The sequence below is a fragment of the Nocardia sp. NPDC059154 genome (assembly GCF_042755705.1).
Classification (GTDB): Bacteria; Actinomycetota; Actinomycetes; order Mycobacteriales; family Mycobacteriaceae; genus Nocardia.
In genome coordinates, this window is record NZ_JBHZCS010000034.1 from 16563 (window position 1) to 39054 (window position 22492).

Here is a 22492-nt window from a genome sequence, read left to right on the forward strand (position 1 = left end):
GACATGGCGCTCATACGCATCGGGGTGCTGGGCCCACTGCACATCAGCATCGACGGTCAGCGCGTGCCTCCGGGCGCGCCGATGCAGTGCGCGGTGCTGGGACGACTGGTCGCCGCAGGTGGCCGGGTGGTGCCCACCGAACGGCTCATCGACGACCTCTGGCACGGTGACCCGCCCGCCAAAGCCGTTGCCGCGCTGCAGGTGTACATCCACAACCTGCGCCGGGTCTTCGAGCCGGACCGGCCGCGCCGGGCGCACTCGCGCGTCATCGTGTCCGAATCACACGGCTACGCGCTCAATCTCGAGCCGTCCCAAGTGGATTCCTGGCACTTCGAGCAACTGCTGCACGGGCACGAGGCCGCCATGCGCGACCCCGCCGGGCGGCCCGACCCGCTGGAGCAGGTGCGGGTGCTGGACGTCGCCCTGGCGTGCTGGCACGGCGGCGCCTTCGAATCCTTCCCCGGGATGCCCTGGGCGGCACAGGAAGCTGCCCGCCTGCAGGCCCTGCGGCTGACCGCCGCCGAACTGCGAGCCCAGGCGGCGCTGGAGCTGAACCGGCCGGCCGAGGTGGTGCTGGCGCTGCGGCCCATCCTGGAGGAGCATCCCGGACGCGAGGAATGCGCGCGGCTGCTGGCCGTCGCCCAGTACCGACTGGGACAGTCGCTGGACGCACTCGCCACGGTGCGCCGCAGCCGCGAATTCCTCACCCTGGAATTCGGGGTGGATCCCGGTCCGGGACTTCGGGATCTGGAGACCGCCATCCTCACCCACTCGGTGGACACCGAGACGGTCACCCCGCCCGCACCCGTGCGGCCCGCCGAACCCGAACCGCTGCCCGATCCGGAACCCTTGCCGGACACCGGATATGCCGCGCAGCGTGCCGCTGTGCTGGCCGCCGCCGACGCCGCGTCGGCCGGGCACGTTCAGCTGGTCTGGCTCTCCGGTGAGGCCGGTGCCGGGAAGACCACCCTCGCCACCGCCCTCACCACACACCTGGGCGACCGCGGCTGGACCACCGTGTTCGGCCGCTGCCCCGAGGTCGAGTCCGCGCCGCCCGCCTGGGCCTGGGCCGAGGTACTCACCGGCCTCGACGCGGCCGACCCCGAAACCTTCACCGCCGCCGACGCTTTCACCCTGGCCCGGCGCGTGGTCCGCTCCTGCCGCGAACGCTCGGCCGGGAGACCGATCGCCATCGTGCTCGAGGACGTGCACGGCGCCGACACAGCCACCCTGCAGGTGCTGCGGCAGGTGGTGAACTGGCTGCGGGACCGCCCGATCCTCATCGTCGCCACCCTGCGTGGTACCGAGGCGGGCCCGGGCGTCCGCGACACCGCTGCTGCCCTGGCCCTGTTCACCGCCGACCGCCTCGAACTCGACGGCCTCGACATGGCGGGCACCCGCCGCGCCGCGGCCGCCGCCGGGCTCGCCGCCCCCGACGACCGCACCGTGGAACTGCTACGCCGGCGCACCGGCGGCAACCCGCTGTTCGTGCGCGAACTCGCCAAACTCGTTGCCACCCAGGGCACCACCGACGGCCTGCCCGACAGCGTGCGCGACCTGCTGGGCCGGCGCATCGGCCAGCTTCCCGCCGACGTCGTGGACCTGCTGCGCCACCTCTCGGTCTGGGGCGAGGACAGCGACATCACCACCCTCGCCGCCTCCGCCGACCGCCCCGTCGACACCGTCATCGACCTGATCGCCACCGCCGAATCCGCGCGCCTGCTGCGCACCGACCGGGCCGGCCGCGTCACCTTCGACCACGCCCTGGTCCGCGAAACCGTCTACTACGACCTCCCCACCCTGCGCCGCACCCGAATGCACTGGGCTGCCTTCGAATACCTGCGCAGCGACCCGGAACCGGGCGCGGCAGCGCCGGGCTCGACCCACGCGGCGGTCGCGTCCGGCCAGGACGAGGGACGATCCGACACCCCGGCCGGGACGGAAGACCTTCCGGGCATGGGGAATCGAGTGCTCAGCGCGCTGTGGGGAGCCGATCACCTGGTCGCGGCGCTCCTCGGGTCGCCACGGCCCAGGGCCGCGCGTCGCACCGACCGGACGCTCGCAGCCCTCCGCGGGGCCGACGAGGTGGCCACGGACTCGTCGACCGGACAGACGGAACCGGACGCCGCGGGCATCGCAGACCCCGGCACGGCGACACCGTCCGGCCGCGGCCGAATCCCCGAGTTCGCTTACACCGGAACAAGTTCCGCGCACGATGCGGTATACGTACCACGCGGGCGGGACATCGACGCGCTGGCACATCACGCGGCGCTGGGGGCGGATGCCGAAACCGCCACGGTGGCTCTGCCATACGTGCGCGCGGCGGCGCGGCGGTGTGTGGAGCGGCGGATGCGCGCCGACGCCGTGCGACGGTGGCGATCGGTACTCGCGCTGCACGATCTGGCCGGGCACGCCGGCGCGGGAGCCGCGCGCGCGGATCGGCTCGCGGTGCTCGAGGCGCGCTGCGAGCTGGTGGTGGCGCTGGCCTACGACGGGCAGCACATCGCCGCGCGGGCGGCCCGCGAGCAGGCGCTCGATCTGGCCGAATCACTAGGCGGCACAGCGTCATCGCCGGGCGGGACGGAGTTGCTCGCGCACGCCGTCACCTGCTGGCCGACGCCGCTCATCTGGTCGGTGCACGACTGGCACACCCCGGACCCGCGCATCCGCGAACCGCTGCGCCTGGCCTGCGCCGATACCGGGCTGCCGGTGCGCACGCGAATTCTGTTGCATGTCACCGCCGTTTTCGATCGCGCCGTCGAGGAACCCTCGGCGGCCCGCATCCTGGCCGGTTCGGCCATGGCCCTGGCCGAACCGCTCCACGACCCGGACCTGCTGTGCACGGTGCTCAACGCGCAGGCGTTCGCGGCCTTCGCGGCGGGCGGCTTCCTGCGCGCTCACGACCTCGAACGGTATGCGACCCGGCTGCTCGAGGTGTCCACCGCGGCCGAACTCACCGAATTCCGCGCGCTCGCACACTATCTGCTGTTCCGCGCCACCCTGGCCGACGCCGACCTGGTGGCCGCCGCCGAACACGCCGGACGGGCCGGCGAATACGCCACCGACGGACAGCTGCGGCACCTGCTGGACGCCATCGCGCCCTTCGGCATGGTGCTGGAACTGTTGCGCGGCAATACCGATGAGGTGCTGCGCCTGCTCGGCGAGGGCTTCGGCGAACTGGACGATCTGGTGGCGCACTCCGGCGAGGGTGCGGCCGAACCGACCCGCGATGGCAATGCGCTGCACGTCGGCATCGCCGTCTCCATCGGCTGGCTGCGCAACGACATGTCCGTCTACCTGAACGATCTGCGCGAGCGCACCGCCCTCAAACCGGAGCTGTTCATCCACGGTTACGCACTGGCCCTGGTGCATTCGGGCCGTCCGGAGGAGGCCCGTCGCATGCTGGCCGCCGCACCTCCACTGGCCCCGCAGTTCTGGTCCACCTTCACCGGAGTGAAGGCCCGCCTCGCCATCGCCCTCGAGGATCCGGCCATGGCGCTCGGCGTCTACCAGCAGCTGCTGCCGTACTCGGGCACCGTCTGCGGTCTGGAGACCGGCGCCTCGGTGCTCGGGCCCATGGATTGCATCCTCGCCGAGCTGGCCACCTACCTCGGCGACCACGAGCGCGCCGCCGGTCACCGCGCCGCCGCCGAGGAACTGCAGGGCAGACTGCAATCCGAGCTGGCCGAACTCGCACCCCGGGGAGTCGGGCTCATGCAGGCCAGCCGCCTCGGTCCGATGGGCCGCAGCCGGCTGGTCCACCGGCCCTGAGGGAACTCCGCGGCCAGGTGGAACGTCCTTACTGGTAAGGCCGACGGCCGGCCGGAACAGGGGAGGACCGGATGACAGTCGAGCTCGAGCGCCCGCAGCGCAGACGGCGGCGCTGGCTGGTGGTGAGCACCGTTGCGCTGGTGATGATTTCGGCGCTGAGTGCCGGGGGAGTGCTCGGCATGCGGTGGTGGCAGCAGCACCGGCACGAGGAGTCCTACGGCCCGCGCGAGCTGGACGGGCGTCTGCTGCACGACTTTCCGGAGGTCGATTCCACCGGGTTGAGTCCCGGGCAGGCGCAGGTGGTCGATGTTCTGCGACAGCAATTCGACGAACAGAGCGGCCGGGACAAATACTCCGAGGGCATTGCCGAACCCTGGTGCGCCGACTTCGTCAGCTGGGTGATGCGCGCGGCCGGACAACCGTTGAGCAATCCGAATTCCGGATCCTGGCGGATTCCCGGCGTCTACACCCTGGAGGAGTACTACCGGGAACAACACCGTTTCGAGCAGGCGAACAACGGATATCTACCGCGGGTCGGCGATGTGGTGATGTACTCGGATTCCAGTGTGTTCCATCAGCACACGAATATCGTTATCGCGGCGGATTCGGATACCATCACCACGGTGGGCGGCAATGAGGCCGGTGAATCCGGCGGTGTCGCCATCCACAAATTCCGCCCGTCCGGCACATCAGGGCTGGTCGGCTTCGGGCGATTGGGAACACGCTGATTCCACATTCTGGAAACACGCGGGGCGGGGTGTACTACTGAGCGCATCTTCCGCTTACGATGGGTTTCGGCGGCGCCCGGCAGCGTCGTCGATTGATCCCTGTCCTGCTGCCCCCTCATCGGCAGGACAGGGGTCCCCGCCCGACGAAAGTAGCTGATGACGTCGTCCGACCAACCGACCTGGATCGATTACGCCGAATTCGGCGAACGTTTCGTGGCGGCGGCGGTGACGGAAACCCGGATCGAATCGGCGGTCTCCAGCGTGGCCGGGCGCGGAATCACCATCGGCCCCTTCGGAATCGGGCCCGCCGGGCTCGCCCGGTTCGTGGCCAAGGGCAGCATCGGCAAACCCACCGTCATCCGACGCGGGCCACACGTGCACTTCGACGTCATGCTCCCGGTGAAACTGCGGGTCGACGTCACCCTCGGCGGGCAGCGGCTGCGGCTGGAGGCGGTGGTGGAGATCGACCTCAGCATGCACGCCCGCACCGCCGATCCGCTGCTCATCGTCATCGACATTCCCCCGGTCACCGGGCGCGACGTCAGCTTCGTCATGCGCGCACAGGCCATCGGCACCGCCTGGGAACTGCTGCTGGACCCCATCGCCAAACTGGTGCAGCGCGAGGTCGCCAATCGCATCAATGCCATTCTGGCCGACCCGGATTCGCAGCGCGGCCGCACCTTCGACGTGCAGGCCATCATGGACGGCACCCGCTCGGCCTACCGCGGGCGACCGACCCACGAGTGGATCGGCTACGACGAATTCGGCCGCCGGTTCTTCGCGCGCATCGTGACCGCGGAACGGGTGCGGCAGGTGGTGGAATCGATGGCGGGCAAGCCCATCGAGGTCGGCCCGCTGCGCACCGGCCCGGGCAACAAGGCCGAGGTCTGTGTGCAGGGCAGTGTGCGACTGCCCCGGGTCGCTGCCACCGGCCCGGTCACCGTCACCCCGGTACCCGAGCCGCGGATCGCCGAATTGCCGCATGCCGCGGCCGAATCGGCGGCGGCCGCGGCGGCCGAGGCACACGCGAACTCCCACGATCCCGCGCTGGTGCGCTTCGACCTCACCATTCCGGTGAGCCTGGACATCTCCGTGGACGTGCTCAAGACCAACCGCTATCGGGCCGAGGTGCAGGTGCCGGTGGCCCTCACCGCGCGTGCCGCCGAGCCGTTGCTGATCGTCATCGACGCGGTGCCGCCGCGCGCCCGCGACATCGATCTGGAGATGACCGCCGAGGGCTGGCGGGCGGCCGCGCTCGGCAAGCTGGCCGGCATGCGCAAGCAGATCGCTGCCCAGGTCGCGAGGGTCGTGCGCGCCGAGGTGGCCGACGTGTCGCGCCGGACCATCGATGTGGGCGCCCGGCTGGACTCGACGCGCGTCTGAGGTCCCCGGCCGCGGCAATTCGATAGCTGTTTGTTCGCCATCGGCCGGTCGTTGCCCGGTTTCGCCCCGATGTGACATATGGTGCCGATGTGCTCGATGAGCCTGGCGATTCCAATGTGAATATGGTGAAATGAGAGCACGTTCAGGGCTCCCGGCGCACGGATGATCTTGTTTTCATCGGGGAAGGTGCGCCGGGCACGCCGCAAGTAGTTCCAACCGGTCACCGGTGAGACGCCGTCTCCCAATCGTCACGACTGGAATGTTCGACCAGCGAGTGTGTGCGAAGGAGCCCGTGATGCGTCCTGCCCATGTCAATCGACGGAACTTCCTCTCCGGGGCCACGGCTCTCGCCGCCGGAATCACCGCCGGACTGACCCTCCCACCCGCCACCGCGGCAGCCAAGCAACAGCTCGGCACCCTCCTCGACTACGCCGGCGGCGTTCCCTCCGCCCAATCCATCAGCGACGACGGCGATATCGGCGTCATCCGCTACGTCTCCGACCGGCGGCCCGGCGCCGAATGGATGGCGGGCAAACCGCTGCTCGCCCGCGAGGTCGACGCCCTGCGCGCCGCGGGCCTGACGGTGGTCTCCTGCTACCAGTTCGGCAAGGGCCCGACCGCCGACTGGCGCGGCGGTTACGCGGCCGGATTACAGCACGCTGCACGGGGATTGATCCTGCACAAGGCCGCAGGCGGGCCCGACACCGCGCCCATCTACGCCTCCATCGACGACAACCCCGGCGACGACGATTTCGAGCAGTTCATCGAGCCGTACCTGCGCGGCTGGGAGACCGTCATCGGACACGACCGCACCGGCGTCTACGCGAACTCGCCGAGCATCGACAACATTCGCGACGCGGGCCTGTGCTCCTTCTTCTGGCAACACAATTGGGGCACCCCGAAGGGCTACGTCCACCCCGCCGCCACCCTGCACCAGTTCGAGATCGACAAGCGCGAGGTCGACGGCGTCTCCGTGGACGTCAATGCCGTACTCGCCCCGCAGTACGGCCAATGGTGGTAACCCGACTCTGCTGAAGGAAAACCGTTAGGTCTGGCAGTGGCAGGTCGGGTCGACCGCCAGGTCCGGCTCGTCGGGGACGACCCGGAGCATGAGGTGGGGATCGGTGTGTTCGTCCTCGCCGCTGCCGTCGGCGAAGACCTCACCGTCCCCGTTCCAGGAGAACAGGGACCAGCGGGACAGCGCCGAGAAGGCGGAGCCGAGGCTGCCGAAGGAAGCCGAGGAGATGAGAGAGCCGAACGAGCCCACCGACCCGATCGACAGCACCGAGCCCACGCTGCCGATGGACAGGATCGAATAGGCCGAGCCGATCGACAGGATCGATCCCTCGGAACGAATCGAGAGGATCGACCGGCGCGAATGCAGTCCCCGTACGGGGTTGGTCACAGCGGCCATAGATGTCGGTCTACCACAGGAAACCCCGAGAGAGTATGGAACGTGACAACTGATCTGGTGAGTGTTGGGGTAACTCACCGGGTACGTCCAAAATCGGGTTGGCTCCCCACCGCCGGCACGGGTGCCTGACGGTGGGCGGCTCTTAGCTGCCCGCTGAATATGCGGGGAGGCGGCTATGTGACGGTGAAGAATCCGATGGTGGGGAGGAACGAGCAGGTGATCGGCTGCGATTCCGGATCGGCCTGGGTCGTCAGCGAACCCGAGACGATGGCGACCACGCGACCGGAACCGGTGTTGGCGATGGCCGACAGGGTGGCCGGGCCGTCCGGGTTGATGTGCGCGTCATTGGTCAGGTTCTGGGTGCCGGTGGCGCGCGTGTCGAGGTTCAGCCACTGCACCGTCATCGGGGTGGGCTGCACATCGGTGGGCTGCTTGGTGCCCAGCGCGGTGAACACGAAACCGGCCTGGCCCTGCGCCGGTCCGGGCGGGGGCAGCTGCGCCGGACCGCCGACGGCCAGCGCGGTGCCCACCGAGTCGGCGGTGGAGGAGATGCAGCCCTTGCCGATGGTCGGCCACAGGAACTGCGAGATGACCGGGCCGTCCTTCGGGATGTCGGGGCCGCCACCGCCACTGCCGTCGAGGAACGTGATGACGGCGAGCAGCGTGGTCTTCACCTGCGCCGGCAGGTTGCTGCTCTCCAGCAGCTGCTTGGCCTGGGCGAGAATGGCGTTCTTGGGGCCTGCGTCCGCGATATCGGCGGGACCGGTGGCCGCGCCGATGATGGCGGGGACCAGCGAGGCCAGCGCGTCGACCGGAACCCCTTCGGGGATCATCGGAATCGACGCGCTCTTGGGTGCCGGCGCGGGGTTCGCGTAGGCCGTCGGCACGGCGACGGTGGCGCAGGCCGCCAGGGCCAATGCGGACATTGCGAACCGCGATCCTCGGGTGCGAAGCACTGGTGTAGCCGTCCTTACCTTCAGGGACATCTAGCAGCGATGGAGCCATCGCTCCGCGCCACTCTAGGGACCGGGCTGCCGTGTTGTACAGCCGCGGTGTGATCTTGGCGAACTCGATCAGCTGACGCTATCGAACGGGCGACCGGAGTGCCTGTTACAGATGGGGTCGGTGATGCAAATGTTACAGCGGAGGGTCCGCGCTGTACGGGACATTCTGCTGGGCGACTACGCTTGCCGGGGCCACCGCAACGCCGCATTCGTGAGGCCCGCAAGCCGCATTCGCCAGCCGTGCACTCGGCCGGTGACCCGCCCGAGCTGAAAGACAGTGCCGTGAATCGACACTTCCACATGGCCGCCGCGGCACTGGGTATTTCGGTGCTGGCCCGTCTCGTGTGGGTCCTGTTTCTGCCGAATGGCATGAACTTCGTGGACCTGCACGTCTATGTGGACGGCTCCGCGAATCTGTTCGGCGGGAATCTCTACGACTACACCGATTCCAGTAAGACGCCGGACTTTCCACTGCCGTTCACCTATCCGCCGTTCGCGGCGCTGGTGTTCTATCCGCTGCATTTCCTGCCCTTCGGGGTGGTAGCCATCGGATGGCTGCTCGCCACGGTGGCGGCGCTGTTCGGCGTGGTGTGGTTGGCGCTGGAGATGATGGTCGGCCGCGAGGCCATGCGTGAACGGTCCTGGCGCACCGCCGCGGTGGCGTGGACGGCGATCGGCATGTGGCTGGAGCCGGTGCGCTCGACCTTCGACTACGGCCAGGTCAATGTGTTCCTGGTGCTGCTCGCCATGATCGCGGTCCGCAGCGCGCGCTGGTGGGTGTCGGGCACGCTGGTCGGCGTGGCCGCCGGCATCAAGCTGACCCCGGCCGTCACCGGGCTGTATTTCGCGGCTCGTAAACGCTGGTTCACGGCGATCTGGTCGGCGGTGGTCTTCTTCGGGACCATTCTGCTGACCTATCTGTTCGCCCCCGGTGAGACCAACAAGTACTTCCGCGAATTGCTCGGCGACGCGCATCGCATCGGGCCGGTCGGATCGGCGACCAATCAGTCGCTGCGCGGCGCGCTCAGTCGGCTGCTCGGCCACGACGTGGTGTCCGGGCCGGTGTGGATCGCGGCCGCGCTGGTGACGGCCGTGCTCGCGTTCTTCGCTTGGCGCGCACTGGATTCCGACGACCGGCTGGGCACGCTGATCATCGTGCAGCTGTTCGGGTTGATGGTGTCGCCGATCTCCTGGTCGCACCACTGGATCTGGCTCCTGCCGGTCATCCTGTGGCTGTGCTACGGCCCGCTGCGGCAGGCGGCGGGCGCCCGGGGGCTGGCCGGTTACTGGCTGGTGGTGACGCTGATCGGCGTGCCCTGGGTGCTGGGCTTCTTCCAGGATTCGATCTGGACCATCTCGCGTCCGGGCATCCTGTCCTGGCTGGGCGCGGTGGACGTGCTCGGCGTGCTGGCGCTCTATGCCTGGATCATCCGGTCCGGCCGGCTCAGCCCCGGACATCCGGTCGATCGATCTCGCGAGCAAGAGCTGTCCGACCGGTGAGGTGAGATTTTCAGCGCGAGAGCCGCGTCCCGAATATCTCGGGCGCCTCGAATGTCGGTGGTGCCCTTAATATTTGGGGTGCGCGGGATAATCGTTGGTCCAGTTACGCTCATCGAGCGCCTGAAAGGCCTGCTCGCCAGCCGTGAATTCCGGTCGGTGATCCACCCGACCGAAAGTCCGTGCCGTGAATCGACGTTTCCGCCTGGCTGCCGCCGACCCTCGGCATCTCGGTGCTGGTCCGCCTGCTGTGGGCGCTGTTCTGGCCCAGCAATCTGATCCTCGTGGACCTGCACGTGTATGTCGAAGGGGCCGCGAATCTGTTCCGCGGGAACCTCTACGACTGGACCGATTCCAGTCGGTCACCACAATTTCCGCTGCCGTTCACATATCCACCGTTCGCGGCGCTCGTCCTGTATCCGCTGCATTTCCTGCCCTTCGGCATGGTGGCCGTCGGCTGGCTGCTGGCCACGGCGGCGGCGCTGTTCGGCATCGTGTGGATATCGCTGGAGATGACCGTGGGCCGGGAGGCCATGCACGAACAGTCCTGGCGCACCACCGCGGTGGCGTGGACCGCGGGCGGCATGTGGCTGGAAGCGGTGCGGTCCACCCTCGACTACGGCCAGGTCAATGTGTTCCTGGTGCTGCTCGCCATGGTCGCGGCGCGCAGTGCCCGGTGGTGGGTGTCGGGTGCGCTGGTCGGCCTGGGTGTGGGGGTCAAGCTGACCCCGGCGGTGACCGGACTGTATTTCGTGGCCCGCCGGCAGTGGCTCGCGGTGATCTGGTCGGCGGTGGCCTTTGCCGGGACCATCGGCCTGACCTTCCTGCTGACGCCGGGTGAGACCAGGAGGTACTTCGGGGAACTGGTCGGCGACCCGGGCCGTATCGGGCCGGTCGGTTCGGTGATCAATCAGTCGCTGCGCGGGGCGCTCAGCCGCCTGGCCGGCCACGACATCGGGTCCGGGCTGCTGTGGAAGACATCCGTGCTGGTGACGGCCGTACTCGCGTTCTTCGCCTGGCGCGCACTGCGTTCCGACGATCGGCTGGGCACGCTGATCATCGTGCAGCTGTTCGGTTTGATGGCGTCGCCGATCTCCTGGTCACACCACTGGGTGTGCCTGGTCCCGCTGATTCTGTGGCTGCTCCACGGTCCGCTGCGCGAGGGCGCCGGTGCGCGCCTGATGGCCGCATACTGGCTGTTCGCGACGGTGATCGGGGTGCCCTGGATGCTGGGCACCCTGCAGAAGTCGATGTGGGATATCTCGCGTCCGGGCTATCTGGCCTGGCTGGGCGCGGCGAACGCGATCGGGGTGCTGGCCCTCTATGCGTGGATGATCCGGGCCGGGCGGCTCAGCTCTGAGCGTGTAGTTGATCGATCTCGTGAGCGAGAGCCATATCGCGTGTCGTGAGACCGCCCGCGGAGTGGGTGGACAGCGTGAAAGTGACCCGCCGCCAGCGGATATCGATATCGGGATGGTGGTCGGCGGCCTCGGCCGCGGCGGCCACCCGGCGCACCAGTTCGATGCCGGCCAGGAACGAGGGGGCCTTGATGGTGCGCGTGATGCTGTTGCCCTCACGGGTCCATTCGGGCAGTTCGGTGAGGGCCTTGGCGATGTCGTCGTCGGAGAGCAGCGCAGGACTCATGACTCCGGTGTACTCCGGATTCAGGCCGCCCGCGCGAGTTTCAGGCACTTCTTGAGTTCCTTGCCGCAGCAGCCTGCGGCTTCGGCCTTCTTCATCCGCGTAATCACAACAGGGCATTTCAGGCATCGCGTCTTCTTGCGGCAGCATTTCTTCTTCGGCTTCAGACCGGATACATGTTTGGCCTTCACCTTGCCCATGGTTGGTTAGCTTAACCTAACCTCCGCCCATTGACCATGTGATCTAGTGCGCCCGGTAGTCTGTAGCTCGCCGCATGCCCGGTGGAGTTCGCCATGTCTCGTCGTAGGCAGCCCCACGCATGAGACCCATCCGGGTCGGCAACAGACTTTTTCACCAGGAGGAATCAAACGTGTCGTCTGTCGAGTTCCGCAACGTCGCCATCGTGGCGCACGTCGACCACGGCAAGACAACACTGGTCGACGCCATGCTCCGGCAATCCGGTGCGTTCGCCGAACGTGCCGAACTCGTCGACCGAGTGATGGACTCCGGTGACCTCGAGCGCGAGAAGGGCATCACCATTCTCGCCAAGAACACCGCTGTTCACCGGCATAACGCCGACGGATCGGTCACCGTCATCAATGTCATCGACACCCCCGGCCACGCCGATTTCGGTGGTGAGGTGGAGCGCGGCCTGTCCATGGTGGACGGCGTCGTGCTGCTCGTCGACGCGTCCGAGGGTCCGCTGCCGCAGACCCGCTTCGTGCTGCGCAAGGCCCTCGCGGCCTCGCTGCCGGTGATCCTGGTGGTCAACAAGACCGACCGCCCGGACGCCCGCATCGAGGAGGTCGTCGAGGAATCCCACGACCTGCTGCTGGACCTGGCCTCCGACCTCGACGACGAGGCCTCCGAGGCCGCCGAGCTGGCCCTCGACCTGCCGGTGCTCTACGCCTCCGGCCGCGCGGGCGTGGCGTCCACCAGCCGCCCCGACAACGGCCAGGTGCCGGACGCGGAGAACCTCGACGAGCTGTTCGAGGTCCTCATGAAGTACGTTCCCGCCCCCAAGGGCGACCCGAAGGCCACCCTGCAGGCGCACGTCACCAACCTCGACGCCTCCCCGTTCCTGGGCCGAATCGGCCTGGTGCGCATCCACAACGGCACCCTGAAGAAGGGCCAGAACGTCGCATGGATGCACGGTGACGGCGTCAAGACTGTCAAGATCACCGAGCTGCTCAAGACCATCGGCGTCGAGCGTCAGCCCGGCGAAGAGGCCGTGGCCGGTGACATCGTCGCCATCGCGGGCATTCCGGACATCATGATCGGCGACACCCTCGCCGACGTCGACAACCCGGTCGCGCTGCCGCGGATCACCGTCGACGAGCCGGCCATCTCGGTGACCATCGGCACCAACACCTCGCCGCTGGTCGGCCGGGTGCAGGGCCACAAGCTGACCGCCCGCATGGTGAAGTCGCGCCTGGACCAGGAACTGGTCGGCAACGTGTCGCTGCGGGTGCTCGACATCGGCCGCCCGGACGCCTGGGAGGTGCAGGGCCGTGGTGAGCTCGCGCTGGCCATCCTGGTCGAGCAGATGCGCCGCGAGGGCTTCGAGCTGACCGTCGGCAAGCCGCAGGTGGTCACCAAGACCGTCGACGGCAAGGTGCACGAGCCCTTCGAAGAGCTGACCATCGACTGCCCGGACGAGTACCTGGGCGCCGTCACCCAGCTGCTGGCCGCCCGCAAGGGCAAGATGGTCCAGATGAGCAACCACTCGGCCGGGTGGGTGCGCATGGAGTTCATCGTCCCGTCGCGTGGTCTGATCGGTTTCCGCACCGACTTCCTCACCGAGACCCGCGGCACCGGTATCGCCAACGCCGTGTTCGACGGCTACGCGCCGTGGGCCGGTGAGATCCGCGCCCGCCACACCGGTTCGCTGGTCTCCGACCGCAATGGTTCGGTCACCCCGTTCGCCATGATCCAGCTGGCCGACCGTGGCCAGTTCTTCGTGGAGCCGGGCGCCGACACCTACGAGGGCCACGTGGTCGGCATCAACCCGCGTGCCGAGGACCTCGACATCAACGTCACCCGCGAGAAGAAGCTGACCAATATGCGGTCCGCCACCGGTGACGTGCTCGAGACCCTGGCCAAGCCGCTGCAGCTGGATCTCGAGAGCGCGATGGAGTTCTGCACCGACGACGAGTGTGTCGAGGTCACCCCGGAGATCGTGCGGGTCCGCAAGGTCACCCTGAATGCCAACGACCGCCAGCGTGAGATCTCGCGCCGCAAGGCCCGCGACAAGGCCGCCCAGTAACAACGCTCCGACCTCTCGGCGAGCCGCTTTCGAGTGGCTCGCCGATTGGTATCGGGCGCTGGGCGAACCCGCAGACAGCTGCCGTGGCCGGGTCGTGAAGGGTAGATCCAGTAAAGTGCCGAACGTGAGAACGGGGGCGCGGATGCGTGCATCGTGGCGCGCGGTGTTGGTATTGGTGGCGACCCTGTTGGCGGTCGCGACCGGATGCACCGCGAATCCGCCACCGCCCATCGAATCCACCGACAGTCCGAAGACGCAGCCGGCCAAGCCGGGGAAGAACTCCGTCGTGGTCGCGGTCGACGACATCGGGATCGGGTTCAATCCGCATCTGCGGTCGCAGCAGTCGCCGGCGACGGCGGCGGTCGCGTCGATGGTGTTGCCGAGCCCGTTCCGGCCCGGCCCGACGCCGGGGGTGCCGGGCGGCACGGACTGGATGCTGGATCCGGCGCTCATGGTGTCGGCGGATGTGACGGCGCAGGAGCCGTTCACCATCACCTATCAGCTCAAGAACGAGGCGTCCTGGTCCGACGGCGCGCCCATCGCGGCCGAGGACTTCAAATACCTCTGGCAGCAGATGATCACGCAGCCGGGCACGGTGGATCCCGCGGGCTATCGGCTGATCTCGGATGTCAGTTCGTCGGCGGGCGGCAAGACGGTGACGGTCACCATGACGCAGCCGTATCCCGCCTGGCGGCAGCTGTTCTCGGATCTGCTGCCCCAGCATCTGGTCAAGGACTCGGGTTTCGAGCAGGGGTTGATCGACACCATCCGGATCTCCGGCGGCCAGTTCCGGATCAAGCAGGCCGACCGCGGCCGCGAGGAGATCCTGCTGGAACGCAACGACCGGTACTGGGGTCAGCCCGCGGTGCCGGATCAGATTCTGTTGCGGCGCGGCGGAACTCCCGCGCAGGTGGCGGAGTCGCTGCGGGTCGGGGACGCGCAGATGGCGCTGGTGCACGGCGGTGTGGCGTTGCAGGCGCAGCTGGCGGCGATTCCGTCGGTGCGCACGGCCACCATGCCGCAGTCGCGGGAGATGCAGCTGGCGCTCAACGGCCGCAGCGGCGACCTGGCCGATGTCCGGGTCCGGCGCGCGGTGCTGGCGCTGCTGGATCCGGTGCTGCTGGCCACGGTCGGCGCGCAGACCGGCAGCTGGGTGGAACCGGCTCGGGCGCAGGTACTTTCGCCCTCGGATCCGGGTTATGTCGCGACCCAGCCGCCGCGCCTGAGCCAGGAGGAGGCGTTCGGACTGCTGGCCGAGGCCGGATTCGCGCGGGCCGCGGAGACGCCGGCCACGCAGTCGGCGACCTCGCCCGCCCCGCAGCCGCGGTCGCTGGCCAAGAACGGTAAATCGCTGACGGTGCGGATCGGCGCGGTGGACGGCGACACCACCACGCTGGCGGTGGCCAATACCGCCGCCGACCAATTGCGCAGTGCCGGAATCGATGTCGTCGTGCGCAGTGTCACGGCCTCGCAGCTGTACGGCAAGGAGCTGACCGACGTCGGGGTCGACGCCGTGGTCGGCTGGGAACGCACCGGTGAGGATCCGGCCACCGTGCTGGCGTCGCGGTACGGGTGCACGCCGGTGGCGCCGCCCGGTGACACCGCGGACACCACCGTCGCGGACGGGGCGAAGAAGTCCCCGTCGAATGTGTCCGGCGTGTGCGATCCGACCCTGCAGCCCGCCATCGACGCGGCCCTGCGCGGCATCGATGTGGGCAAGGTGATCGGCGAGACCGAGCCCAAGCTGTGGGAACTGGCGACGGTGCTGCCCATCGTGCAGGACACCCAGGTCGCCGCCGCGGGCCCGCGGGTGGACGGGGCCTCGCTGAGCGGCGCCATTCAGACCGGCATCTTCGGTGATGCCGCCAACTGGCGGAGGCTGCCGTGAATCCTCTCGATGCTTCCCGGCACGGTCTGTTGCTGGTGCACGCGCATCCGGACGACGAGTCCATCACCACCGGCGGCACCATCGCCCACTATCGCAAGCGCGGCCTCCCGGTCACCGTGGTGACCTGCACGCTCGGCGAAGAGGGCGAGGTCATCGGCGACGATTACGCGCATCTGGTGGCCGGGCAGGCCGATCAGCTGGGCGGTTACCGCATTCTCGAATTGACCAGGGCGCTGGCCGAATTGGATGCCGGGGCGCCGCATTTCCTGGGCGGCGCGGGCCGCTGGCGGGATTCGGGCATGGCCGGGACGCCGTCTGCGCGCAATCCCCGCGCCTTCGTGAACTCCGGTACCGCCGCGATCGACGCGCTGGTGCAGGTGATCCTGGAGCTGCGCCCGCGCGTGGTGATCGGCTACGACCCGCGCGGCGGCTACGGGCATCCGGATCACGTTCGCGCGCACCAGATCACCATGGCGGCCATCGACGCCGCCTCGGACTGGGGCTGGACGGTCCCGAAGGTGTACTGGACGGTCACCGATCGCACGGTGCTGGCCATGCACACCGAGTCGTTGAAGCGCCGCACGGTGGATCAGCTGCCGGGTGCGCTGCCGCGCGGCTGGCGGCTGCCGCATACGGGTGAATTGGCTTGTGTGCCAGCGGAATCCGTGACCACCACGGTGGATGTCTCGGATGTGCTGGCGGCCAAGCGCGCGGCCCTGCGGGCGCACGCGACCCAGGTGACGGTGGCCCCCTCGGGCCGGGAGTTCGCGCTGTCGAACGATGTCGCCCAGCCGGTGCTGCCGGAGGAGCATTACATTCTGGTGCGTGGCGAGCGCGGCCCGCTGGGCCCCGACGGCCGCGAACATGATCTTCTCGGTGGCCTGGAATGAGAGACTGAGGCTATGTACAACTGGGACCTGCAGAACGCGATCGCGGCGTTCGTCGAGAGCCAGCGCCCCTACTTCGAGTGGCAGCACGAGCTGTACCTCTCGGTGCTCTACGGCTTCGTGGACATGCAGAGTCAGCTGCTGACGCTGCTCGGATTCCCGCCGGTGCCGTGACGGCGGCCGTCGGTGCCCGGACGGGCGATGCGGTGATGGCGGCGGGGCCGGTGCGCGGGGTGCTGACTGCGTTGATCGGCACGCTGCTGCTGGCCGACGCGGTGATCACGCTCGGGTTCGAGGTGCTGTTCCTGCCGATCTACGCCGGCCGGGCCCACATCCCGGAGCCGACGCCGGTGCTGGCCGCGGGCACCCTGGCCTCGAGCATGACCGACGGCGCGATCGCGGTGCCGCTCACGGCTCTGGCGGCCGCGGTGGTGAACGTGCTGCTGGTGATGGGCATGGGTGTGATCACCAAGCGGATCGGGGTGATGGCCCTGCCGATCCTGGTGTGGGTCCTGGGCTTCCTGATCTGCGCGGGTTTCAGTCCCAGCGGGTACGCCCTGCTCATGGGTGACTGGCCGACCATGCTGCTGCTCATCTGCGGTCTGCTGCCCGCGGGCATGTACCTCTACTACCGGGCGACCGTCCGTCTGGCCCGGACCGGAGCCTGACCGGACCGTCCTGCGGTTTTTCGACTCTTTTCCGCCGCGCTGTCACACTTCGGCGCCCTGTCTCGTCCCCCTCGTGAATCGCAATCACGATCAGGAACGAGGGAAGACGATGGGATTCGACGAACTGCGCAATGCTGTCCGGGGCCGCGTCCTGGAGTCCGGTGACGCGGACTTCGAGCAGGCCGCGCGGCCGTGGAGCCTGGCCGTGACGCAGCCGGTGGCGGCGGTCGCCGAGGTCGCCGACGCCGCGGATGTGGCCGCCGTGGTGCGGTACGCACGCGCCGCGGGCCGCTCGGTGGTGACCCAGCCGACCGGGCACGGTGCGGCCGGTGGCGTCGACACCGCGATCCTGGTGCGGACCGGGGCGCTGAATCGCCTCGAGATCGATCCGGTCGCGCGGGTGGCCCGGGTCGGTGCGGGCGTGCGGTGGGGGCAGGTCCAGGCGGCCGCGGCCGGGCACGGTCTGACCGGGCTCGCGGGCAGTAATCCGGTGGTCGGCGTGACGGGTTACACGCTGGGCGGCGGCAAGAGCTGGTTCGGCCGTAAGTACGGCTGGGCGTCGAATGCGGTGCGCGCCTTCGAGATCGTGGACGCCGAGGGCCGCCAGGCCCGGGTGACCGCGGACAGCGATCCGGACCTGTTCTGGGCATTGTCCGGTGGCGGTGGCGATTTCGCCGTGGTGACGGGTCTCGAGTTCGAGCTCTTCCCCGCGCCGGGGCTGTACGGCGGCCGCATCACCTGGACCGCCGATCGGTTGCCCGAGGTGTGGGAAGCCTTCCGCGAGTTGACTTCTCGGGCCCCCGACGAGTTGTCGGTGTGGTTCAACCGCTTCCAGTTTCCGCAGGCGCCGGAGATGGTGGGCGTGGACCTCGCCTATCTGGGCGATCCGGAGCAGGGCCGGACCCTGGTGTCCGCGCTGGACCGGATCGGCGGCGCGCTCACCGACACGCGGGCCGCTCTGTCGGTGGCCGATCTCGGCGACATCACCCAGGAGCCGGTCGATCCCAGCCCGGCCATCACCCGCGGCGAACTCCTCGACGACCTGTCCCCGGCGGCGGAGAAGATCATTCTCGGCGAATCCCTCGCACCGCTGGTCAGCCTTCAGGTCCGCCATCTGGGCGGCGCGCTGGCCCGCCCGGCCGCGGGTGCGCGCGGTGCGCTCTCCGACCGCTATCTCGTCTCCACCCTCGGCCTCGGTCTGCCCCACCTGCGAGAGGCGGTGCACGCCAGGACAAATGCGCTGGTGGCGGAGTTCGGTGCGCTGGTGACGGGCAAGAAGCCCTTCACCTTCCTGGCCCCCGGTGAGTCGGCCGCCGCGGCCTTCGACGCGGCGACCATGGACCGCATGCGCGCGATCAAGCGTGAGCGAGACCCGCAGAACGTGATTCGCTCGAACTACCCGGTGCTCGGCTGACCGTGCTGAATTCCGGCTCGGCGGTAGAGCATTCGATCCGCCGCCGAGCCGTTCGGTCACCGCCCGGCGGGGGTGCCCAGCTGTCCGGGGGTGACCGCGTCGATGAGGGACCACGCCTGGTCGATCGGCAGGTCGATGACGCGGTAGCGCTTCTTGCCCGCGGCGGAGGCGGCCACGACCGTGGCCACGCCCGCGCGGCGCTGGAAGAGGGTCTGGCGGACGGTCCAGCCGATGACGCCGGGGGCCTCCAGGCAGTCGCGGTCGCGGTCCAGGCAGCCGCTGCGGGTGATGAGCCAGGCCGGTTTGCCGTCGGCGGCGGGGAGCACGGCGTGGCCCAGGCCGCGGTAGCGGTCCCAGGCGAGGGCGGCGGCGATGGGGGTGGCGATGGCGAGTGTGATCCACATCCAGAGCGGGATGTGGCCGCCCGCAAAGGAAATGACGAGCAGCAGCGCCGCGATGGCCGCGAGCGGACTCAGGGTGCGGGTGTAGCGGCGGCGATGGGCGGCCGGGCCGTGGGGGACCAGCGGCACGGTCACCAGTGGGGGTACCGGCAGGGTGGCTTCGGCCGGAACGGTGGAGGTGCCCAGCAGATGGGCGAGGGTGCGGTGCACGGCGGCGCGGGGAGCCTGCGGCAGGATCTTCTGCCGCGGGCTGGTGCCGGTCATGATGGCTTCGAGTTCGGCGGCTCCGGCCAGGCGCAGCAGCAGGGGCTCGTTGACCGTCGCGCCGCGCAGGCGGGCCAGGTCGAGGGTGGTCTGGCGGGTGGTGAACAGCCCGTGCCGCACGGTCAGGGTCTTGCCGTCGTCCAGTACGTTCAGGCTGAACCAGGTCATGAGGTAGCGCGCGCAGGCGGCGAGGCTGACCACCACGACCAGGATCACGACGAGCAGCGCGATCACCCCCGCGATGACGGTCGCGCTACGGTGCCCGACATCCTGGACCGTACCGGATTTCAGGAAGAGCTGGGCGAACCCGTACTGGAAGGCCAGGCCGACGACCGGCGCGATGATTGCGAAGCCGGTCAACGAGAGTGGCGCGTACCGCACCCAATCCGGTTGCCAGTGCGCGACTTCCACAACGGGATGGCCGCGCGTCGCATCCGGTGCTTCACCTTCGGTCGTAACCGACTGGGCATCAACGGATTCCGTGCCTGCCCGGGTGTGCGCCAGCAGTGTGAGCCGCAGTTCCGGCACCAGTTTGGCATCCAGCGAGTCCAGTTTGAACTGTTCCCGCTTCTCCGCGTGCTGCCCGGTGCCGATGGACAGCACCGCCAGTCCGAGCACCCGGTGCAGCAGGTCGGCCTGCACGTCGACCGATCGGACCCGGTTGCGCGGCACCGAAAGTCGTTTGCGCTGGATCAGTCCGGTGCGCAGCTCCACATTGTCGGGGGTGATGCGATAGGTGGTTGTGAACCAGCGGGTGAGCGCGAAGCCGACGATGATCGCCACCACGGCCAGGCTCCACCCGGGATTGTCCCGGCTCGCACCCGCCACCAGCGTGGCGATCAGCACCGGGATGAAGCGGATGAGCTCGGTGACCGGGTGGACCAGCAGCATGCGCTTGTCGAGCCGCTGCCAGTTCTCGGCGTCCGGGCCGAGGGGCGTGCCCGGCCCCGATGCCGCGGTGATCGGTGAAAGCACTTCCGTCGGATAGGAATCCGGGAACACGTCCGGATCCGGCGGTGGCGGCTGGGTCATGTGGCGTCCCCCCGGTGCTGTGCGGCGATGGCGGTGAGCTGGGCAACGGTGTCGCGCGCGTCGGCCAGGGCGAGCGCGCTGATGTGCACGGCCCCGGCCGAGGAGGCGGTGGTGACGGTGACGGTGGCCAGTCCGAGCAGCCGTTCCAGCGGTCCGCGGTAGGTGTCCACGGTCTGCACGCGGGTGATGGGCGCGACCCGGCTCTCCTGGGTGAACCAGCCGGTCCGGGTGTAGACGGCCTCGTCGGTGATCTCCCAGCGGTGCACGGCGTAGCGCCACAGCGGGATGGCCACGATGCTGAATATCGCTGCCAGCAGCACGATTCCGAACACCAGCGCCTGCAGGCCGCGCCGGTGCGAGTCGAACAGCGCCCAGACCCCCACTCCGAGGATCGGCACCGCCCACGACAGCGCGGCGCTCAGCGCCCACAGCAGTTTGGCGCGTGGGCTGGGACGCCGCGACGGGTCGGCCAGGATGCCGCCGGGAGCGAGGGGCTGGGACATGCTGCCCATGCTTGCATGAATCCGGCCGCGGAGGCGGTTGTACCGGAGAGGACCGGACGCCCGGTTTTTCCGCCGCGGCGTGGGTCCGCTACTTGGGCGTAATGCGGAACAGTCCGGTCGTGGTGCCCTGGTATTGGATTCGGCCGGGAGCGATGGTCCCGACCATTTCCAGGGTGTCGTTCACGGTGGTCGCGCCGACGAACTGCTCGGTGTCGACCTTGCCGGTATCGGCGTCGATCACCGCGAAGCTGTAGTTGTCGGTCACCCCCGCGCTGCCGCTGCCCAGGCCACTGCTGCCGCTGCTGCTGCCACTGCCGAGTGCGCCGCTGCCGCTGCCGAGCAGGGAGTGCCGGGTGAAGGTGTAGATCTTGCCGTCCGCCACCGACAGTCGCGGCACCGCCGAGGAGGGCACGGTGTTGGTCCAGACCACGGTGCAGCCGGAGCCGGTGACGTCGATGCGGGTCATGCCGCCCGAAATCGGTGCGCTCGCGGGCTGACTGGTGCCGGCGTTGGGCGGCAGCGCCGGGTAGGGATAGCCGTAGGTGCTGGCCACGAACACGCTGTTGCCCGATCCGATGGGGGAGTTCTCGGTGCCGTCGATGGCGGGCACCGAGCACACCGGCCGGCCGGTGGCGGTGTCGAAGACGAGCAGGTTCTCCTTGGTGGCCGCGTTGTCGGTGATGGCCAGGTATTCGGTGCCGTCGCCGGGTCCGAAGAAGGTCGGCGTCGCGCCGGTGCCCCAGCTCAATTGGCCGGGCTTGCGGGCCGGGCCGCGGTCGTAGGCCTGCCGCCACACGATCTGCGGGTTGCCGCTGCCGTCCACGTTCAGCAGGTACAGCGCGTGGTCGGTGGCCACGGCCATGCCCTGGGGCGCGGTGGCGATGCTGTTGGCCACGTTCTCGCCGGGCGCGAGCACGATCGAGTGCGCGGTGCCGTCGGTGTTGACGAATCCGGCCGCGGCGCTGTCGGTGGCGAACCACACCCGGCCCTGGTAGTCGGGGGACACCGAACTGACCGCGTCACAGGTGCCGCCGCCGCAGTGTCCGGTGACCGCCTGTGTCACATCGGTTTTCGAGGCGATCGACAGCGACCAGGAGCCGTCGGAGCCGCGCTGGTGCCCGATCCGCAGCAGGCTGCCCGAGCCGTCCACGGTAACCATCTGGTCGTGGTTGTCCAGGTAGGCGTAGACCCCGCCGAGCAGGCTGCCCTTGGCCAGGTCGAGGTGCGCGAGGGTGTTGCCGTTGCTCGGGTCCAGCAGCAGCACTTCCGGCGCGCGATCGGTGATCTTCGTGCACAGCGCCTGCGGGAAGCCGTCCGCGCCCTGCAGGATCGTCGGGCAGGCCGCGCCCTCCTCATGGAAGTCCGCGTTCACGCCGCCGGTGCCGACGCCGGGCAGTGGTGTGGTGTCGGAGGCCTCGGCGTCGCCGTGCATGGTCGCGGTGCCCACCGGTCCCAGGTACGGATTGGCGGGCGGCACCGGTCCGAATGCGGAGGCGGTGCTGGTGGCGATGGTCAGCAGGGCGGTGGCGCCCAGCCCGGCGACGACAGCGGCGCGGCGGATTTTCGCGAGCACGAAGGTCTCCCTCTTCTTCTGCGAAGTGGACGCCCGCGAGGCTATTTCATCGGAACCGAGATTTGAATAGATGAACTCGAGGATACGAATAATCAACTCGGAATACCGGACGTGGGCGGCAGGTTGGCTCGTTCCATGGCACCCGAGTCGGAACAGCC

General features: G+C 69.1%; 19 protein-coding genes. 12 read left to right on the forward strand and 7 right to left on the reverse strand.

Annotation, left to right across the window (positions count from 1 at the left end; translation table 11 throughout):
• The first annotated feature begins 3 nt into the window (after positions 1-3).
• The 4 genes from ACFXN1_RS27315 to ACFXN1_RS27330 all read left to right on the forward strand — a co-directional run bounded on the left by ACFXN1_RS27315 (position 4) and on the right by ACFXN1_RS27330 (position 6903).
• The gene (locus tag ACFXN1_RS27315; protein WP_379443304.1) at positions 4-3771 is read left to right on the forward strand and encodes a BTAD domain-containing putative transcriptional regulator; all 3768 of its coding nucleotides are present in this window, start codon (positions 4-6) and stop codon (positions 3769-3771) included.
• 71 nt (positions 3772-3842) lie between these two features.
• Positions 3843-4499: a CHAP domain-containing protein gene (locus ACFXN1_RS27320; protein WP_379443303.1), complete on the forward strand. Its 657-nt coding sequence runs from the start codon at positions 3843-3845 to the stop codon at positions 4497-4499.
• A 156-nt stretch (positions 4500-4655) separates the two neighbouring features.
• Positions 4656-5882, forward strand: coding sequence for a hypothetical protein (locus ACFXN1_RS27325; protein ID WP_379443302.1), 1227 nt, complete (start codon positions 4656-4658; stop codon positions 5880-5882).
• 295 nt (positions 5883-6177) lie between these two features.
• Entirely contained in the window at positions 6178-6903 is a 726-nt protein-coding gene (locus ACFXN1_RS27330; protein WP_379443300.1) for a DUF1906 domain-containing protein, read from the forward strand.
• A 24-nt stretch (positions 6904-6927) separates the two neighbouring features.
• Here ACFXN1_RS27330 and ACFXN1_RS27335 read toward each other — a convergent pair whose 3' ends face one another.
• Both ACFXN1_RS27335 and ACFXN1_RS27340 read right to left on the reverse strand, forming a co-directional pair.
• Positions 6928-7296 carry a hypothetical protein gene (locus ACFXN1_RS27335; protein ID WP_379443299.1) on the reverse strand — a complete coding sequence of 123 codons (369 nt, stop codon included), beginning with the start codon at positions 7294-7296 and terminating at the stop codon, positions 6928-6930.
• Positions 7297-7469: 173 nt separating this feature from the next.
• The gene (locus tag ACFXN1_RS27340; RefSeq protein ID WP_379443298.1) at positions 7470-8222 is read right to left on the reverse strand and encodes a hypothetical protein; all 753 of its coding nucleotides are present in this window, start codon (positions 8220-8222) and stop codon (positions 7470-7472) included.
• 378 nt (positions 8223-8600) lie between these two features.
• Between ACFXN1_RS27340 and ACFXN1_RS27345 the strand changes: the two genes are divergently transcribed.
• Positions 8601-9800 (forward strand): mannosyltransferase, encoded by a 1200-nt coding sequence (locus ACFXN1_RS27345; protein ID WP_379443333.1) that lies wholly within the window; start codon positions 8601-8603, stop codon positions 9798-9800.
• 230 nt (positions 9801-10030) lie between these two features.
• Complete coding sequence (locus tag ACFXN1_RS27350) at positions 10031-11206, forward strand: mannosyltransferase (RefSeq protein ID WP_379443296.1); 1176 nt, start codon at positions 10031-10033, stop codon at positions 11204-11206.
• On the opposite strand, the gene ACFXN1_RS27355 is transcribed toward ACFXN1_RS27350, so the two are convergent.
• Together ACFXN1_RS27355 and ACFXN1_RS27360 are read right to left on the reverse strand one after the other, a co-directional pair.
• Positions 11148-11441, reverse strand: a complete 294-nt coding sequence (locus ACFXN1_RS27355; RefSeq protein ID WP_379443331.1) for a 4a-hydroxytetrahydrobiopterin dehydratase — start codon at positions 11439-11441, stop codon at positions 11148-11150. The genes ACFXN1_RS27350 and ACFXN1_RS27355 overlap by 59 nt on opposite strands.
• A 20-nt stretch (positions 11442-11461) precedes the next feature.
• On the reverse strand, positions 11462-11638 hold the full coding sequence (locus ACFXN1_RS27360; RefSeq protein WP_354833569.1) for a hypothetical protein: 177 nt from the start codon (positions 11636-11638) through the stop codon (positions 11462-11464).
• Between the two features lie 170 nt (positions 11639-11808).
• On the opposite strand from ACFXN1_RS27360, the gene typA reads away from it, so the two are divergent.
• The 6 genes from typA to ACFXN1_RS27390 all read left to right on the forward strand — a co-directional run bounded on the left by typA (position 11809) and on the right by ACFXN1_RS27390 (position 18561).
• Positions 11809-13704, forward strand: a complete 1896-nt coding sequence (gene typA / locus ACFXN1_RS27365) for a translational GTPase TypA (protein WP_379379915.1) — start codon at positions 11809-11811, stop codon at positions 13702-13704.
• 142 nt (positions 13705-13846) lie between these two features.
• Positions 13847-15592, forward strand: a complete 1746-nt coding sequence (locus ACFXN1_RS27370; RefSeq protein WP_379393922.1) for an ABC transporter family substrate-binding protein — start codon at positions 13847-13849, stop codon at positions 15590-15592.
• Positions 15589-16482 carry an N-acetyl-1-D-myo-inositol-2-amino-2-deoxy-alpha-D-glucopyranoside deacetylase gene (gene mshB / locus ACFXN1_RS27375; RefSeq protein WP_379393924.1) on the forward strand — a complete coding sequence of 298 codons (894 nt, stop codon included), beginning with the start codon at positions 15589-15591 and terminating at the stop codon, positions 16480-16482. The genes ACFXN1_RS27370 and mshB overlap by 4 nt, the downstream gene beginning before the upstream one ends.
• A 12-nt stretch (positions 16483-16494) precedes the next feature.
• Positions 16495-16653, forward strand: coding sequence for a hypothetical protein (locus ACFXN1_RS27380; protein WP_326306468.1), 159 nt, complete (start codon positions 16495-16497; stop codon positions 16651-16653).
• Positions 16650-17147, forward strand: a complete 498-nt coding sequence (locus tag ACFXN1_RS27385) for a hypothetical protein (protein WP_379393926.1) — start codon at positions 16650-16652, stop codon at positions 17145-17147. The genes ACFXN1_RS27380 and ACFXN1_RS27385 overlap by 4 nt, the downstream gene beginning before the upstream one ends.
• A 109-nt stretch (positions 17148-17256) precedes the next feature.
• On the forward strand, positions 17257-18561 hold the full coding sequence (locus ACFXN1_RS27390) for an FAD-binding oxidoreductase (protein WP_379443295.1): 1305 nt from the start codon (positions 17257-17259) through the stop codon (positions 18559-18561).
• A 56-nt stretch (positions 18562-18617) separates the two neighbouring features.
• On the opposite strand, the gene ACFXN1_RS27395 is transcribed toward ACFXN1_RS27390, so the two are convergent.
• From ACFXN1_RS27395 to ACFXN1_RS27405, 3 genes are all read right to left on the reverse strand, one after another.
• Complete coding sequence (locus tag ACFXN1_RS27395; RefSeq protein ID WP_379463698.1) at positions 18618-20258, reverse strand: PH domain-containing protein; 1641 nt, start codon at positions 20256-20258, stop codon at positions 18618-18620.
• Positions 20255-20761, reverse strand: coding sequence for a PH domain-containing protein (locus tag ACFXN1_RS27400; RefSeq protein ID WP_379441071.1), 507 nt, complete (start codon positions 20759-20761; stop codon positions 20255-20257). Before ACFXN1_RS27400 ends, ACFXN1_RS27395 begins: the two co-directional genes overlap by 4 nt.
• 88 nt (positions 20762-20849) lie before the next feature.
• Positions 20850-22334: a hypothetical protein gene (locus ACFXN1_RS27405; protein ID WP_379441072.1), complete on the reverse strand. Its 1485-nt coding sequence runs from the start codon at positions 22332-22334 to the stop codon at positions 20850-20852.
• Between the last annotated feature and the right edge of the window lie 158 nt (positions 22335-22492).